This is a genomic window from Streptomyces sp. NPDC002133, assembly GCF_040296405.1.
Classification (GTDB): domain Bacteria; phylum Actinomycetota; class Actinomycetes; order Streptomycetales; family Streptomycetaceae; genus Streptomyces.
On sequence record NZ_JBEOXF010000002.1, the window covers coordinates 449,853 to 465,754 of the forward strand.

General features: G+C 70.8%; 15 protein-coding genes. 8 read left to right on the forward strand and 7 right to left on the reverse strand.

Annotated elements, in window-relative coordinates; translation table 11 throughout:
* Together ABT078_RS04450 and ABT078_RS04455 are read right to left on the reverse strand one after the other, a co-directional pair.
* Complete coding sequence (locus tag ABT078_RS04450; protein WP_351223642.1) at positions 1 to 426, reverse strand: DUF4439 domain-containing protein; 426 nt, start codon at positions 424 to 426, stop codon at positions 1 to 3.
* The gene (locus ABT078_RS04455) at positions 423 to 983 is read right to left on the reverse strand and encodes a hypothetical protein (RefSeq protein ID WP_351223644.1); all 561 of its coding nucleotides are present in this window, start codon (positions 981 to 983) and stop codon (positions 423 to 425) included. The genes ABT078_RS04450 and ABT078_RS04455 overlap by 4 nt, the downstream gene beginning before the upstream one ends.
* A gap of 164 nt (positions 984 to 1,147) precedes the next feature.
* Here ABT078_RS04455 and rimP point away from each other — a divergent pair, with 164 nt between their 5' ends.
* The 8 genes from rimP (at position 1,148) to ABT078_RS04495 (ending at position 9,570) form a co-directional block, all read left to right on the forward strand.
* On the forward strand, positions 1,148 to 1,660 hold the full coding sequence (gene rimP, locus ABT078_RS04460) for a ribosome maturation factor RimP (protein ID WP_351223645.1): 513 nt from the start codon (positions 1,148 to 1,150) through the stop codon (positions 1,658 to 1,660).
* Positions 1,661 to 1,662: 2 nt separating this feature from the next.
* Positions 1,663 to 2,670, forward strand: coding sequence for a transcription termination factor NusA (nusA, locus tag ABT078_RS04465; RefSeq protein WP_351223647.1), 1,008 nt, complete (start codon positions 1,663 to 1,665; stop codon positions 2,668 to 2,670).
* 224 nt (positions 2,671 to 2,894) lie between these two features.
* Positions 2,895 to 3,173, forward strand: coding sequence for a YlxR family protein (locus ABT078_RS04470; protein WP_351223770.1), 279 nt, complete (start codon positions 2,895 to 2,897; stop codon positions 3,171 to 3,173).
* Positions 3,174 to 3,323: 150 nt separating this feature from the next.
* On the forward strand, positions 3,324 to 6,401 hold the full coding sequence (infB, locus tag ABT078_RS04475; protein WP_351223649.1) for a translation initiation factor IF-2: 3,078 nt from the start codon (positions 3,324 to 3,326) through the stop codon (positions 6,399 to 6,401).
* A gap of 139 nt (positions 6,402 to 6,540) precedes the next feature.
* On the forward strand, positions 6,541 to 6,834 hold the full coding sequence (locus ABT078_RS04480) for a DUF503 domain-containing protein (protein ID WP_351223651.1): 294 nt from the start codon (positions 6,541 to 6,543) through the stop codon (positions 6,832 to 6,834).
* A 58-nt stretch (positions 6,835 to 6,892) separates the two neighbouring features.
* On the forward strand, positions 6,893 to 7,345 hold the full coding sequence (rbfA, locus tag ABT078_RS04485) for a 30S ribosome-binding factor RbfA (RefSeq protein ID WP_351223653.1): 453 nt from the start codon (positions 6,893 to 6,895) through the stop codon (positions 7,343 to 7,345).
* A complete protein-coding gene (truB, locus tag ABT078_RS04490; RefSeq protein ID WP_351223655.1) occupies positions 7,342 to 8,244 on the forward strand; it encodes a tRNA pseudouridine(55) synthase TruB in 903 nt (300 codons plus the stop codon). The genes rbfA and truB overlap by 4 nt, the downstream gene beginning before the upstream one ends.
* 375 nt (positions 8,245 to 8,619) lie before the next feature.
* Entirely contained in the window at positions 8,620 to 9,570 is a 951-nt protein-coding gene (locus ABT078_RS04495) for a bifunctional riboflavin kinase/FAD synthetase (protein ID WP_351223657.1), read from the forward strand.
* Between the two features lie 435 nt (positions 9,571 to 10,005).
* On the opposite strand, the gene ABT078_RS04500 is transcribed toward ABT078_RS04495, so the two are convergent.
* The 5 genes from ABT078_RS04500 to ABT078_RS04520 are packed head-to-tail and all read right to left on the reverse strand — an operon-like array spanning position 10,006 to position 15,768.
* Entirely contained in the window at positions 10,006 to 10,983 is a 978-nt protein-coding gene (locus ABT078_RS04500; RefSeq protein WP_351223659.1) for an oligopeptide/dipeptide ABC transporter ATP-binding protein, read from the reverse strand.
* 20 nt (positions 10,984 to 11,003) lie between these two features.
* Positions 11,004 to 11,975: an ABC transporter ATP-binding protein gene (locus ABT078_RS04505; RefSeq protein ID WP_351223661.1), complete on the reverse strand. Its 972-nt coding sequence runs from the start codon at positions 11,973 to 11,975 to the stop codon at positions 11,004 to 11,006.
* Positions 11,972 to 12,859: an ABC transporter permease gene (locus ABT078_RS04510; RefSeq protein WP_351223663.1), complete on the reverse strand. Its 888-nt coding sequence runs from the start codon at positions 12,857 to 12,859 to the stop codon at positions 11,972 to 11,974. The genes ABT078_RS04505 and ABT078_RS04510 overlap by 4 nt, the downstream gene beginning before the upstream one ends.
* Positions 12,856 to 13,923, reverse strand: coding sequence for an ABC transporter permease (locus ABT078_RS04515; RefSeq protein WP_351223665.1), 1,068 nt, complete (start codon positions 13,921 to 13,923; stop codon positions 12,856 to 12,858). Before ABT078_RS04515 ends, ABT078_RS04510 begins: the two co-directional genes overlap by 4 nt.
* A 3-nt stretch (positions 13,924 to 13,926) precedes the next feature.
* Complete coding sequence (locus ABT078_RS04520) at positions 13,927 to 15,768, reverse strand: ABC transporter substrate-binding protein (protein WP_351223667.1); 1,842 nt, start codon at positions 15,766 to 15,768, stop codon at positions 13,927 to 13,929.
* Positions 15,769 to 15,902: the final 134 nt, after the last annotated feature.

Here is a 15,902-nt window from a genome sequence, read left to right on the forward strand (position 1 = left end):
TCACAGCCTTGTCGCCCGCTCGGCGAGCCCCGGAAAGGCTACGCCGCTGCCGCGCCACCGCGCGGCCCGTACCGCCGCCTCGCGCAGCGCCCCCGCGGCGTCCCGCCGCAGCGGCCCCTCGGCGGCGCGGACGAGATCGGAGTAGACGCCCGCGATCCGGTCCTCGAGCACCGCGGCGAGCCGCACCGCCGCTGACGCGTCCGGCACCGCGAACGGCAGCGCGTACGCGGCGACCGCCACGGCGGGCACCCCGCCCAGGTCGCGCACCGTCCGCTCCAGCGCGTCACGCCGGGCCCGGTGAGCCGCGAACGCCTCCGCCGCCTCGGTCCGACGGGCCTGGCCGGCCCGGCCGCCGACGACCCCGTACCCGTACACGGCGGCATGCTCCGCGGCGAGTGCGGCCTGCGCCGCGGCCAGGGTGCTCACGACGGGGCCCCTTTCGTCAGCAGGTAGGTGTGTACGGCACCGGCCGCGGCGACGGACGCCAGCAGCCGCGCGTACTCGGGCGGCGCGTGGACGAGGGCGACGGTGTGCTTGTCGGCGGTGCTGCGTTCGGCCGCGACGAGTTCCCGTACGGCCGTGTCGGCATCGGCCGGTACCGGCTGCGCAGGGGTGGACGCGGACGCGGAGGCGGAAGGGCTCGGGGTGGCGCTCGCGGCAGCCGACGCCCCTGCCTTCGGCTCCGTCGGCGCCAGCGCCTCCACATGTCGCGCCACCTCGTCCCGCAGCGGCGTCAACCGCGCCGCCAGGCCCGGGTGGGCGAGCAGAACCGCGTCGTACCGCGTGAGCAGCGCACGGCTGGCCGCCGTGCTGCGGCGCCGCAGCGTCGTCTCCGCCGAGACGGGTCCCGGTGCCGTGCCCCGCCGCTCGGCGGGCGCCTCCGACGAGCAGCCGGCCAGCGTGGCGGAGGCCGCCATCGCGCTCGCCGCCACCGCTCCCGTCACCATGAGCGCCCGTCTGCGCGTCGTCCCGGTGCGCTCCACGCGTCTCTCCTCGGGCCGGGTACCTGTCTTCGGTGTGATCACCGCAGGCGAGCGTACCTGCGGGTCAGCCCTGCGTGGACGGCAACACCCCCCGGGACCGGATACCCTTTGTGCTGACACACGACGAAACCCACAACAGCACACGCGGCCGAGGAGTCACCCGGATGAGCACCACCCAGAGCGAGAGGCTGCGCGGACTGCTCGAACCGCTCGTCAGCGCCGTGGACCTGGATCTGGAAGAGATCGAGCTGTCCCGGGCCGGCCGCCGCCGCGTGCTGAGAGTCGTCGTGGATTCGGAAGAGGGCGTCGATCTCGACGCGTGCGCCGAGCTGAGCCGTGTCATCTCCGACAAGCTCGACGAGACCGACGCCATGGGCGAGGGCGAGTACCAGCTCGAAGTGACCTCGCCGGGTGCCGAGCGCCCGCTCAAGGAGCCCCGCCACTACGTACGCGCCAAGGGCCGGCTCGCCAGGTTCCAGCTGACCACCCCGGAGGGGGAGCCGGCCGGCGAGCTGGTCGCGCGGATCCTCGACCTGGACGACGACGGCCTCGACCTGGAGGTGCCGGGCGTGAAGGGCCGTAAGCCCACCGTCCGACGGATCGCCTTCGGCGAGATCGTCAAGGCGCGCGTGGAGATCGAGTTCAGCCGTAAGGACAAGAAGGAAGAGGAGGCGTAGCCGTGGACATCGACGTGAAGCTCCTGAGGGGCTTGGCACAGGAGAAGGAGATTGCCTTCGACCTGCTGGTCGACGCGATCGAGTCGGCCCTCCTCATCGCGTACCACCGCACCCCGGACAGCCGCCGTCACGCACGGGTCGAGCTCAACCGTCAGACCGGGCATGTGACCGTGTGGGCGAAGGAGGATCCGTCCGAGCTCGAGGAGGGTCAGGAGCCCCGCGAGTTCGACGACACCCCGCACGACTTCGGCCGCATCGCCGCCTCGACGGCCCGCCAGGTCATCCAGCAGCGGCTGCGGGACGCCGAGAACGACGTGACCTTCGGCGAGTACGCCCGCCGCGAGGGTGATGTCGTCGCCGGTCAGGTCCAGCAGGGCAAGGACCCCAAAAACGTCCTGGTCCGTCTGGACGACAAGCTGGAGGCCATCCTGCCGGTGCAGGAGCAGGTTCCCGGTGAGGACTACACGCACGGCCTGCGCCTGCGGACGTACGTCGTCCGGGTGGCCAAGGGCGTGCGCGGTCCGTCCGTCACCCTGTCGAGGACCCACCCCAATCTGGTGAAGAAGCTCTTCGCCCTGGAGGTCCCCGAGATCGCCGACGGATCGGTCGAGATCGCGGCGATCGCCCGTGAGGCCGGCCACCGCACCAAGATCGCCGTGCGGTCGACGCGCAGCGGGCTCAACGCCAAGGGCGCCTGCATCGGTCCGATGGGCGGACGTGTGCGCAATGTCATGGCCGAGCTGCTGGGCGAGAAGATCGACATCGTCGACTGGTCGGACGACCCGGCCGAGATGGTCGCCAACGCACTCTCCCCGGCCCGGGTCTCGAAGGTCGAGATCGTCGACCTGGGCGCCCGCTCCGCCCGGGTGACGGTGCCCGATTACCAGCTGTCGCTGGCGATCGGCAAGGAAGGGCAGAACGCTCGTCTGGCCGCCCGGCTCACCGGTTGGCGTATCGACATCCGCCCGGACACGGAGCAGGCGCCGGAGCCGGGCCCTGAGCAGGACTGACACTCTTTCGTCGGCATCCCGCCGACGGGCAGGGGGCCGGGCGACGACCCCCGGGCGCCGGGCTGTGCTCGTACGGGGGACGCCCCGCCGACCCCTGGATCCCCGGGAATAGGCCACGGCGGGTACCCGTTCGGACACGGGGAGATCGCCACGGGTTTTGAGCCATCAACTGTTCGATTTTTGCCCCAAAGGGGTGAGGTCGGTGCGGGGAGGTAGACTTGAGCGTGTCTGGCCGGACGCACGTCCGCGCATGCCCTGAGCGAACCTGCGTGGGATGCCGGGAGCGAGCGGCCAAGAGCGATCTGCTGCGCATCGTGGCGGTCGAGGGTGCATGCGTCCCCGATCAGCGCGGTACGCTGCCCGGCCGGGGTGCGTATGTGCACCCCGCCTCGGTCTGTCTCGACCTGGCGGTCCGCCGCCGGGCGTTCCCGAGGGCCTTGAAGGTCCAGGGACCGCTCGATGTCGCGGAAGTTCGCCGGTATGTCGAGCAGGCAGCACCGTAAGAAGAAGTACGGCACGGAAACCGCCGTGCGGTCAGGTACCTCGCGAGTTGGAAGTAGGTCGAGATTGCGATGAGCACTCGATGAGTACGCGATGAGTACGCCCATGAAGTAGCGACGGTCCGGCGGTAACCCGGACCTAAAAGGAGCGAAGTGGCTAAGGTCCGGGTATACGAACTCGCCAAGGAGTTCGGTGTGGAGAGCAAGGTCGTCATGGCCAAGCTCCAAGAACTCGGTGAATTCGTCCGTTCGGCGTCCTCGACGATCGAGGCGCCGGTTGTACGCAAATTGACTGATGCTTTCCAGCAGGGCAGCGGCTCCGGCCGTGCTGCAGGAAAGCCCGCGGCGCCGCGCAAGACGGCGCCCGCGAGGCCCGCCGCGCCCTCCCCGGCGCAGGCGGCGCGTCCCGCTACCCCCAAGCCCGGTGCCCCGGCCCCCAAGCCGGTGGTCGCCGAGGCTTCCAAGAGTGTGCCCACGGCCTCGGCCCCGGCCCCCGGCCCGCGGCCGACCCCGGGTCCCAAGCCCGCGGCCGCCCCGAAGCCGGCCCCGGCCGCTCCGGCCGCGCCCGAGTTCACCGCGCCTCCGTCGGCTCCGGCCGCCGGTCCCCGGCCCGGTGCCACTCCCGGCCCGCGTCCTGCTGCCCGTCCGGGCCAGGGCGAGCGTGGCGGTGCCCGCCCCGGTGCCCCGCGCCCCGGTGGCGAGCGTCAGTCCCCGCGTTCGGGCGGTGCCCGTCCCGCGGGTCCGCGTCCGGGCAACAACCCGTTCACCTCTGGTGGCTCCACCGGCATGGCGCGCCCGCAGGCGCCCCGTCCGGGCGGCGCTCCCCGACCTGCCGGGGGCCACGGTGGCCCCGGTGCCCCGGGTGGTCCGCGTCCGCAGGGCGCCGGTCAGGGCGGTCCCCGTCCGCAGGCCGGTCCCGGCGGGTCCCGTCCGACTCCGGGCGGCATGCCGCGTCCGCAGGCGCCCCGCTCCGCCGGTGGCCCCGCGGGTCCCGGTGGCAACCGTCCGAACCCGGGCATGATGCCGCAGCGTCCCGCTGCGGGCCCGCGTCCCGGCGGCGGCCCCGGTGGCGGTGGCCGCGGTCCCGGTGGCGCCGGTCGTCCCGGCGGTGCCGGTCGTCCCGGCGGTGGCTTCGCGGGTCGTCCCGCGGGTCCCGGCGGCGGCGGTCGTCCCGGTGGTGGCGGTGGCGGCTTCGCCGGTCGTCCCGGTGGCGGTGGCCCCGGTGGCGGCGGTGGCGGCTTCGGTGGCGGCGGTGGCCGTCCCGGCTTCGGCGGACGTCCGGGTGGTCCCGGCGGCCGTGGTGGCACGCAGGGCGCCTTCGGTCGTCCCGGCGGTCCGGCCCGTCGTGGCCGCAAGTCGAAGCGGCAGAGGCGCCAGGAGTACGAGGCCATGCAGGCCCCGTCGGTCGGCGGCGTGATGCTGCCTCGCGGCAACGGCGAGGCCGTTCGCCTGTCGCGCGGTGCGTCCCTCACCGACTTCGCGGAGAAGATCAACGCCAACCCGGCGTCGCTCGTCGCCGTGATGTTGAACCTCGGCGAGATGGTCACGGCCACGCAGTCCGTGTCCGACGCGACGCTGCAGCTCCTCGCCGACGAGATGAACTACACCGTTCAGATCGTCAGCCCCGAGGAGGAGGACCGCGAGCTGCTCGAGTCCTTCGACATCGAGTTCGGTGAGGACGAGGGCGGCGAGGAACTCCTGGTCGCGCGTCCGCCGGTGGTGACCGTCATGGGTCACGTCGACCACGGCAAGACCCGACTGCTGGACGCGATCCGCAAGACGAACGTCGTCGCGGGCGAGGCCGGCGGTATCACGCAGCACATCGGTGCGTACCAGGTCTCCACCGAGGTCAACGACGAAGAGCGTCGCATCACCTTCATCGACACCCCGGGTCACGAGGCATTCACCGCCATGCGTGCCCGTGGTGCCAAGTCGACCGACATCGCGATCCTCGTGGTGGCGGCCAACGACGGTGTGATGCCCCAGACGATCGAGGCGCTGAACCACGCCAAGGCGGCCGACGTGCCGATCGTGGTCGCGGTCAACAAGATCGACGTCGAGGGTGCGGACCCGACGAAGGTGCGCGGTCAGCTGACCGAGTTCGGCCTGGTGGCCGAGGAGTACGGCGGCGACACCATGTTCGTCGACATCTCCGCCAAGCAGGGTCTGAACATCGACAAGCTGCTGGAGGCCGTGGTCCTGACGGCGGACGCCGCCCTGGACCTCCGTGCCAACCCGGAGCAGGACGCGCAGGGCATCGCGATCGAGTCCCACCTCGACCGCGGCCGCGGTGCCGTCTCGACCGTCCTGGTCCAGCGAGGCACGCTCCGCATCGGTGACACGATGGTCGTCGGCGACGCGTACGGCCGAGTCCGCGCGATGCTCGACGACAAGGGCAACAACGTCGATGAGGCGACTCCGTCGACTCCCGTCCTGGTCCTGGGTCTCACCAACGTCCCGGGCGCCGGCGACAACTTCCTGGTTGTCGACGAGGACCGTACGGCCCGCCAGATCGCCGAGAAGCGTGCCGCCCGTGAGCGCAACGCCGCGTTCGCCAAGCGCACCCGCCGGGTGTCCCTCGAGGACCTCGACAAGGTGCTCAAGGCGGGCGAGATCCAGCAGCTCAACCTCATCATCAAGGGCGACGCGTCCGGTTCGGTGGAGGCTCTCGAGTCCTCGCTGCTCCAGCTCGACGTCGGCGAAGAGGTCGACATCCGGGTGCTGCACCGCGGTGTCGGTGCGGTCACCGAGTCGGACATCGACCTGGCGACCGGCTCCGACGCCATCGTGATCGGCTTCAACGTGCGCGCCGCCGGGCGTGCCACGCAGATGGCCGAGCGCGAGGGTGTGGACGTCCGCTACTACTCGGTCATCTACCAGGCGATCGAGGAGATCGAGGCGGCCCTCAAGGGCATGCTCAAGCCGGAGTACGAAGAGGTCGAGCTCGGTACGGCGGAGATCCGCGAGGTCTTCCGCTCGTCCAAGCTGGGCAACATCGCGGGTGTCCTCATCCGCTCCGGCGAGGTCAAGCGGAACACCAAGGCCCGCCTCATCCGCGACGGCAAGGTCATCGCGGAGAACCTCAACATCGAGGGTCTGCGACGCTTCAAGGACGACGTCACCGAGATCCGCGAAGGCTTCGAGGGTGGTATCAACCTCGGAAACTTCAACGACATCAAGGTCGACGACGTCATCGCGACGTACGAGATGCGCGAGAAGCCGCGCGGCTGACGCACGCGGTGTTCGGGGCCGGTCGACGGGACGTAATCCCGTCGATCGGCCCCGGCCGTTGCGTGTACGGTTCTTGATGTCCCTGCCAAGAGCGGGCAGGACATACCCAAACCCGTACCGGCGGGACATCCGGACATACATGTTTGTGGGGACGCTGTCCTTCGATCTGCTCCTCGGCGACGTCCACTCGCTGAAGGAGAAACGCTCCGTAGTCCGCCCGATCGTGGCCGAGCTCCAGCGCAAGTACGCGGTGGCGGTGGCCGAGGTGGGCGGGCAGAACCTTCACCGCAGGGTCGAGATCGGCCTCGCGGCGGTGTCCGGGGATCCGGGACACCTCACAGACGTACTGGACCGGTGCGAGCGCCTTGTCGCCGGCCGACCCGAAGTGGAGCTGCTGTCCGTTCGACGGCGGCTGCACAGCGACGACGATTAGCAGACTGCATTTCCCGGGGGACAACCCCGGACCCCGGCAATAAAGAGGAGAAGGACCGGTGGCCGACAACGCGCGGGCCCGCAAGCTGGCCGATCGCATCCAGGTCGTGGTCGCGGAGACCCTGGACCGGCGAATCAAGGATCCGCGGCTGGGCTTCGTCACGATCACGGACGCCCGTGTCACCGGCGACCTGCGGGAGGCCACGGTCTTCTACACGGTCTACGGGGACGACGAGGAGCGTGCCGCGTCCGCCGCGGCGCTGGAGTCCGCCAAGGGCGTCCTCCGCTCCGAGGTCGGCCGGCAGACCGGGGTCCGCTTCACGCCGACCCTGAGCTTCGTCCCGGACGCCCTCCCCGACAACGCGCGCACGATCGACGATCTGCTCGACAAGGCGCGCGCCAAGGACGCGGAGGTCCGTGAGGCCTCCACGGGCAAGACGTACGCCGGCGAAGCCGATCCGTACCGCAAGCCGGAGGACGAGGACGAGGACGGGGACGCAGCCTCCGAATGACACAGCACAACAGGACGCCGGACGGACTTGTCATCGTCGACAAGCCGTCCGGCTTCACTTCGCACGACGTCGTCGCCAAGATGCGCGGTATCGCCAGGACGCGCCGCGTCGGTCACGCCGGCACCCTCGACCCGATGGCCACGGGTGTCCTGGTCCTCGGTGTCGAGAAGGCCACCAAGCTCCTCGGCCACCTCGCGCTGACCGAGAAGGAGTACCTCGGTACGATCCGGCTCGGCCAGAACACGGTCACGGACGACGCCGAGGGCGAGATCACCTCGTCCACCGACGCCAGCGGGGTCGGCCGCGACGCCGTCTACGCGGGCGTCGCCGAGCTGACCGGCGACATCATGCAGGTCCCGTCCAAGGTCAGCGCCATCAAGATCGACGGCAAGCGGTCGTACGCGCGCGTGCGCGGCGGCGAGGACTTCGAGATCCCCGCCCGGCCGGTGACCGTCTCGTCCTTCCAGGTGTACGACATCCGCGAGGCCGTGGCGGACGACGGCACCCCCGTCGTCGACCTCGTCGTCTCGGTCGTCTGCTCCTCGGGCACGTACATCCGTGCCCTCGCCCGAGACCTGGGCGCCGGGCTCGGCGTCGGCGGTCATCTGACCGCGCTGCGCCGCACTCGTGTGGGCCCGTACAAGCTCGATGTCGCGAGGACGCTGGACCAGCTCCAGGAGGAACTGACGGTCATGCCGATCGGTGAGGCCGCCGCGGCGGCGTTCCCGCGCTGGAACGTCGACGAGAAGCGGGCCCGGCTGCTGACCAACGGCGTACGGCTCGACATGCCGGCGTACGGGGCAGAGGGACCGGTGGCGGTCTTCGGGCCGGACGACCGGTTCCTGGCCCTCGTGGAACAGCACAAGGGCAAGGCGAAGAGCCTCGCGATCTTCGCCTGAGCTTCGCCCGGCGGCTTCGCCTGACGCGCGTGCCGAGCCCGCTCTCTCCGGGGACTACCGGGGCTCCAGTGCCTCCACCGTGGAGCGGGCACGGCCGCTGCCCGCTCCACGATCCCCCTCCGAAGGGGTCTGTCCAAGGCGCCGCACGGATTCACCCCGGAGGGCGGGCGCTCGGAGTGACCGGGGGAGCACCGGGGGGCGCGTTCGCTGCGCACGACCGTCGGCGCGGGTGCGCGACGGGGCCGAGGACCGGACAGCGAGGTGCCGAGTCCAACCGACGGCGGCAGGCATGGCAGTCTTAGACCTGCGCAATCGGTAATCACGTACACAGGTTCGGTTCGGGTTCGGACCGGCTTCGGGCGAGGAGCGGTCACAGTGCAACGCTGGCGTGGCTTGGAGGACATTCCCCAGGACTGGGGGCGCAGCGTCGTCACCATCGGTTCCTACGACGGTGTGCACCGGGGCCACCAGTTGATCATCGGGCGGGCCGTGGAGCGTGCACGTGAGTTCGGCGTGCCATCGGTCGTGGTGACCTTCGACCCGCACCCGAGCGAGGTCGTCCGCCCCGGCAGCCATCCGCCGCTGCTCGCCCCGCACCACCGGCGCGCCGAGCTGATGGCGGAGCTCGGCGTGGACGCGCTGCTGATCCTCCCCTTCACCTCGGAGTTCTCCAAGCTCTCGCCGGCGGACTTCATCGTGAAGGTACTCGTCGACAAGCTCCACGCGCGCGCCGTGATCGAGGGCCCGAACTTCCGCTTCGGCCACAAGGCGGCGGGGAACGTCGACTTCCTGACCGAGCTGGGACGTACGTACGACTACGAGGTCGAGGTCGTCGACCTGTACGTGCGCGGCGAAGCGGGCGGCGGCGAGCCCTTCTCGTCGACGCTGACCCGCCGACTCGTCGCCGAGGGCGACGTCGAAGGCGCCGCCGAGATCCTCGGCCGCCCCCACCGCGTCGAGGGCGTCGTCGTCCGCGGCGCCCAGCGCGGCCGCGAGCTGGGCTACCCGACGGCGAACGTCGAGACGCTCCCGCACACCGCGATCCCCGCGGACGGTGTGTACGCCGGCTGGCTCACGGCCGATGGCGAGCGCATGCCCGCGGCCATCTCGGTCGGCACGAACCCGCAGTTCGACGGCACTGAGCGCACGGTCGAGGCGTACGCGATCGACCGCGTCGGCCTCGACCTGTACGGGCTCCACGTGGCCGTGGACTTCCTCGCCTACGTCCGCGGCATGGAGAAGTTCCAGTCCATCGAGGCGCTGCTGGACGCGATTGCGGCGGACGTGAAGCGGGCGCGCGAACTCACGGCGGCGTACGACGCGTAGCGCCCCCGGACCTCCGCGGCTGCTCGGCGCTGCGGCTGGGCGGGGTGCCCCCGGACGGGGCGGCCCGGTGGCCGGTCGGCGTCCGGGGTGTCCCTCCTCGAGCTCCCCCTGCGCCCTGCGGTGTGGGGACCCACGGACGGACCTGGGTGTGTGGGGTCGCGCCGTGTCGGATCGGTTGCCGTCGAGGTCCGCTCCGGGGCTCGTGTCCTGGACTGTCGGTCCTCACCGCGCTCCACGCGAGCTGCGGTCGCCTTGACGTCCAGAACACGACTCCTACGCGTCCCCCTCGGGGCCGGCCCCGGTGGCTGAGCCCGGTGAGCGGCCGTCCCGCCGGCGGCCTGTGGGCGGTCGTTTCCTCCCAGGCCTGAAGGGCCATGGAGGGGGGTCGGCACACACCACCCACCGGGCTGCGGACGGAACGCGGCCCGGGGCGACTCAGCGTGCTGCCGCCCAGTGACAGGCCACCGCGCTCGTGCCCGTGCCCGGAAGGACCGGGAGGTCCTCCGTACGGCAGCGGGGAGCCACGCCCGCGGCGTCCGCCTCGCCCGAGGCGAGGACGTGGCAGCGGGCGTGGAAGCGGCAGCCGGAGGGGATGCGGGAGGGGTCCGGGGGTTCCCCGGTGAGGACCACCGGCGGCTCGGCCGACTCGGGGAGCACCGACAGCAGCGCCTGCGTGTACGGGTGCTGCGGGTTCGTCAGGACCGACTCCACCGTGCCCGTCTCCACGATCCGGCCCAGGTACATCACGGCGACCCGGTCCGCGATGTTCCAGGCCAGGCCCAGATCGTGGGTCACCACCAGCGCCGAGAGGCCCAGCTCGTCCCGCAGCCTCAGCAGCAGGGCCAGGATCTCGCCCCGTACGGACGCGTCCAGCGAGGCCACCGGTTCGTCGGCGACGATCAGTTCGGGCTCCAGGACCAGCGCGCCCGCGATGACGACGCGCTGTCGCTGGCCGCCGGACAGTTCGTGCGGATAGCGCAGGAAGAAGCGCTCAGGCGGCCGGAGTCCCGCGCGGGAGAGAGCCTCGGCGACGGCCGCCCGCTCGTCCCCGTCGTACCCGTGGATCCGCAGCCCCTCCGCCACCGCGTCGTACACCGTGTGCCGTGGGTTGAGCGAGCCGCTGGGGTCCTGCAGCACGAGCTGGACCCGCTTGCGGTAGGCCTTCAGCGCGCGCGACCCGTACGACAGCGGCGCACCGCCGAACGTCACCCGGCCCGCCGTCGGCTCGACCAGCCCGAGCAGCGTCCGCGCGAGCGACGTCTTGCCGCAGCCGGACTCGCCGACGAGCGCGACGATCTCGCCGGCGCCGATGTCCAGATCGACCCCGTCCACGGCGCGCGCGGCCGCCGAGCCCCGGCGGCCGGGGAACACCACCTGCAGGCCGGCCGCCGACATCAGGGGGGCTGTGGTCATGGAGGACTCCTCGACGTTCGTCATGCCTGCACCCCTGCCCCGACGTGCACGCACGCCGCCCGCCGTCCAGCCCCCGCCTCGCGCAGCTGCTGGTCGTCCTCGGCACACACCTCCAGTGCCACCGGGCAGCGGGGATGGAACGCGCAGCCGCCCGGCAGTGACGCCGGGTCCGGCGGGTCACCCGGCAGCCCCTGGGGTGCCCGACGCGACGCCGGGTCGCCGATCCGCGGGAACGCCGCCGACAGGGCCCGCCCGTACGGGTGCTGCGCCGCGTCGTACACCTCCCGCGCCGGGCCCTCCTCCACGACCCGCCCCGCGTACATCACCGCGAGCCGGTCGCACGTGTCCGCGAGCACCGCCAGATCGTGGCTGATCATCAGCAGGCTGATGTCCTCCGAGGCCACCAGCTGCTCGATGAGCCGCAGGATCTGCGCCTGGATCATCACATCGAGCGCGGTGGTCGGCTCGTCGGCGACGATCAGCCGCGGGCCGCAGGCGAGCGCCATGGCGATCATCACGCGCTGTCGCTGGCCACCGGACAGCTCGTGCGGATATGCCTCCGCGCGCGCGGCCGGCAGCCCGACATGCTCCAGCAGTTCGCCCACGCGCCTTCGTGCCGCGCCCGGAGTCGCCTGCCGGTGGACGAGCAGGGGCTCGGCGATCTGATCGCCGATCCGCTGCACAGCATTGAGCGAGTGCATGGCGCCCTGGAACACGATCGACGCGCCGGCCCACCGCACGGCCCGCAGCCGGCCCCACTTCATGGCCAGGACGTCCTCGCCGTCCAGCAGGATCTCCCCGGTCAGCCGGGCCGACGCGGGCAGCAGCCGCAGCAGCGCCAGCGCCAGCGTGGACTTCCCGCACCCAGACTCCCCGGCGAGGCCGAGCTTCTGCCCCGCCTCCACGGCCAGGTCGACGCCTCGTACGGCGGGCACGGCTGCCGCCCCCGTCCCGTACGTGACCTTCAGGTCCTTGATCTCGAGGAGACTCAACGCCCCACCCCCAGCTTCGGGTTGAGCACGGATTCGACGGCCCGTCCGCACAGCGTGAACGCCAGCGCGACCAGTGCGACCGCGATTCCGGGCGGGGCCAGGTACCACCAGTGGCCCGAGGACACGGCCCCGGCCTCCCGCGCGTCCTGGAGCATGCCGCCCCACGAAACGACTGTCGGGTCGCCGAGCCCGAGGAACGCGAGCGTCGCCTCGGTCAGGATCGCGCTGGAGATGCCGAGAGTCGTCTGGGCGAGCACCAGCGGCATCACGTTCGGCAGCACATGGCGGGCCATGACGTGCCCGTGCCCGCCGCCGAGCGCCTTCGCGCGTTCGATGTACGGGCGGGACTCGACCGCGATCGTCTGCGCGCGGACGAGCCGTGCCGTCGTCGGCCAGGACGTGACTCCGATCGCCAGGATCACCGTCCACACGCTGCGCGACATCACCGTCGCCAGGACGATCGCCAGCACGAGCGTCGGCATCACCAGGAACCAGTCGGTGATGCGCATGACGACCGTCGAGAACCAGCCGCCGTAGTGCCCCGCAAAGATGCCGACCAGGGTGCCGATGGCCACCGACAGGGCCGCGGCGAGCAGTCCCACGGTGAGCGAGATCCGCGCCCCCCAGACCAGCAGCCCGAGCAGCGAGCGCCCGAACTGGTCGGTCCCGAGCGGGAACGCGGAGCTCGGCGACTCCAGTGCCGTGCCGGGGGCGTCGGTGACGCTCTGGACGTCGCTGCCGACCAGCAGCGGCGCGGTCAGCGCGATCAGGGCGAGGAGCGCGAGCCCGGCGAGCCCGGCGACACCCGCCCGGTGCGTACGGTACTGGCGCCAGAAGCGGGCCACCGAACCACGGCGGCGCTCCCATACGAGTGCGCTGGTCATCGGCCCACCCTCGGGTCGAGCAGGGGATACAGCAGATCGGCGAGCAGATTCATCACGATCATCGCTCCCGCGAACACCACGAACAGCCCCTGGACGAGCGGCAGATCGGGGACGCTCAGCGCCTGGTAGAACAGGCCGCCGAGGCCCGGCCAGGAGAACACCGTCTCGACGAGGATCGAACCGGCCGCCACATGCCCCAGGTTGATGAACACCATGGTCACGGTCGGGAGCAGGGCATTGGGCACGGCATGCCGGCGGCGTACGTCGTCGTCCCGAAGCCCCTTCGCCCGTGCCGTCGTCAGATAGTCGCTGCCCATCTCGTCGAGCAGCGAGGAGCGCATCACGAGCAGCGTCTGCGCATACCCCACCGCGACCAGAGTGAGCACCGGCAGCACCATGTGGTGCGCCACGTCGAACACGTAGGCGATGCCCGTCTCGCTGCCGGACTCCATACCGCCGGTCGGGAACATCCCCGGCACCGGGCCGACGCCCACCGAGAACACGATGATCAGCAGCAGTCCGAGCCAGAAGGACGGCACCGACCACAGGGTCAGCGCCACGCCCGTGTTGAGCTTGTCGCCGAGCCCGCCGTGCCGCCAGGCGGAGCGCGTACCGAGCCACAGGCCGAGCGCCGAGTAGATCACCACGGCGACACCGGTCAGCAGCAGTGTCGCGGGAACCTTCTGCGCGATGAGCTCACCGACGGGGGCGCGGAACTGGTACGACGTCCCGAGATCGCCGGTCAGCGCATGCGCGCAGTAGTCCGTGAACTGCTGCCACAGCGGCAGGTCGAGACCGAACTGGCGGCGCAGGGTCGCCAGTTGTTCGGCGCTGGTCGGCATGCCGTGGGTCATGGCCTTGACCGGGTCGCCCGGGATGATCCTGAAGAGGAAGAAGCTGGTGACGAGGACGGCCACCAGCGACACGGCCGCGCCGCCCAGCTTGCCCGCCACGTACCTCATATAGGCGATTCGGGTGCCGCCGCGCGCGGCGCGGGCCTCGGGGGATCCGGGGGCCCGCGCCACGGCGGCGGTCGTGGTGGTGGTGCTTGCGGTGCTGCTCATGGACTATTCACGGTCTTCCGCGCTGGCCCGGCGACGCCGGCTGACGAAGAGGCCCAGCGCGGCGGCGAGAACGACGATCGCACCGATACCGATCCCCACGGCGACGGCGGAGGAGCCGCTGTCGGACGATCCGCTGTCACCGGCGGGCTCGGCGGACCACCAGCTCCAGTAGCCGTCCTGGCCGTAGATGTTGCCGGCGGCCTCCGGCATGGTCTTGATGGACTTGATCTGGTCCGTACGGTACGCCTCCACGGCGTTCGGATACGCCATGACATTCATGTACCCGGTGTCGTACAGCCGGGATTCCATCTGCTTGACCAGTTCGGCGCGCTTGGCAGCGTCGTACTCCACGGCCTGCTTCGCATACAGCTCGTCGAACGTCTTGTCGCAGATGAAGTTGTCCGTGGCGCCGGTGTCCTTGGGCGTGGCGGGCAGCGCGGCGCAGGTGTGGATGGACAGGACGAAGTCCGGGTCGGGGTTGACGGACCAGCCGTCGAACGCCAGGTCGTAGTCGCCCGCGACCCAGGGGTCGGAGACGTTGTCGAGGCAGTCGACCTTCAGCCCGATGCCGAGCTCGCCCCACCACTCCTGGAGGTACTTGCCGATCGCCTTGTCGTTCGGGTCGGTGGCGTGGCAGAGGATCCGGAAGTCCAGCGGCTTGCCGTCCTTGCCCGCACGCTTTCCGCTGCCGTTCTTCTTGTATCCGGCCTGGTCGAGCAGTGCCGCGGCCTTCGCGGGGTCGTATCCGATCTTCTGCTCCGGGGTCGGCTTCCAGAAGTACGAGCCGAAGCGCGGCGGGATGTATCCCTCGCCCTCCACGGCATGGCCCTGGAAGACCTTGTCGATGATCGTCTTGCGGTCGACGGCGTGGAAGAGTGCCTTGCGGACGGCCGGATCGAGGAGGGCCCGGTGTCCGGTGCCGAACTTCTTGCCGTCCTTCGACTGCGCGCCCGGGTTGGTGGCGAGGGCGAAGAAGCGGCGCCCTGGCGCGTCATTGACCTTGATGTTCTTCGCCGACTTGAGCGAGGCGGCCTGAGCCGGGGTGAGTCCGGAGACGAAGGACACCTCGCCCTTCTGCAGCGCGGCGACCGCCGCGTCACCGTCCTTGTAGTACTTGAAGACCAGCTCGTCGAACTTCGGCGCCCCGCGCCAGAAGTCCTTGTTCGGCTTGAGCTTGACGTACTGGTCGACCTTGAAGTCGGTGAGGATGTACGGCCCGTTGCCGACGACGGGGAACTGCTTGTCGTTGTTGAACTTCGAGAAGTCGTCGACCTTCTCCCAGACGTGCTTCGGCACGATCGGGACGTCGAGGGCCGTCATCGTGGCCTGCGGCTGCTTCAGCTCTATGACCAGGGTTTCGGGGTCCGGGGCGGTGACCGTCTTGAAGTTGGCCGTGAAGCTGCCGTTGGCGGTGGCGGCGTTCTCGTCGGTCATCATCTTGTTGAACGTCCAGGCGGCGTCCTCGGCCGTGGCCTGCTTGCCGTCGGACCACTTGGAGTCCTTGCGGATGGTGTACGTCCACGTCAGCTTGTCCGGCGACGACTTCCACTCGGTGGCGAAGCCGGGGACCGTGCTCGCGTCCTTGGCGTCGTAGTTCGTGAGGTAGTCGTACATCAGCCGGTGAAGGCTGGTGGAGAGAAGCCGCTGCGCGAGGAACGGGCTCAGGGAGTCCACGCTCTGCGAGACGGCGACGGTGAGGACGTTCTTGCCGCCGTCCTTGGCGTCGTCGTCCGCCTGCGCCTGCTGGGGGGCGACCACCAGTACGGAGGCGGCGACCCCGGAGGCGAGGAGCAGTCGGATGAACGGGTGTTGCCGTGCGTTTCGTGATGGAGCGTTAGTGACCATGAGACGTTGACCTCGCGTCGTTGCTCGCTCGGAGAAGGCACGTGGATCTTGGGGCGCCCACTGGTGAAGCGAAGGTCTATCAGCGCGGTCTAGACGTGTCAACGATGCCCTTGGCGAAGCGTCAAACCCCTTGT

Bases quoted from the DNA above. Each gene is read 5' to 3' on its own strand.
- ABT078_RS04510 (WP_351223663.1), bottom strand. From the start codon at position 12,859: ATGACCAGCGCACTCGTATGGGAGCGCCGCCGTGGTTCGGTGGCCCGC.
- rimP (WP_351223645.1), top strand. From the start codon at position 1,148: ATGAGCACCACCCAGAGCGAGAGGCTGCGCGGACTGCTCGAACCGCTC.
- ABT078_RS04520 (WP_351223667.1), bottom strand. From the start codon at position 15,768: ATGGTCACTAACGCTCCATCACGAAACGCACGGCAACACCCGTTCATC.
- truB (WP_351223655.1), top strand. From the start codon at position 7,342: ATGACACAGCACAACAGGACGCCGGACGGACTTGTCATCGTCGACAAG.
- ABT078_RS04500 (WP_351223659.1), bottom strand. From the start codon at position 10,983: ATGACCACAGCCCCCCTGATGTCGGCGGCCGGCCTGCAGGTGGTGTTC.
- ABT078_RS04480 (WP_351223651.1), top strand. From the start codon at position 6,541: ATGTTTGTGGGGACGCTGTCCTTCGATCTGCTCCTCGGCGACGTCCAC.
- ABT078_RS04515 (WP_351223665.1), bottom strand. From the start codon at position 13,923: ATGAGCAGCACCGCAAGCACCACCACCACGACCGCCGCCGTGGCGCGG.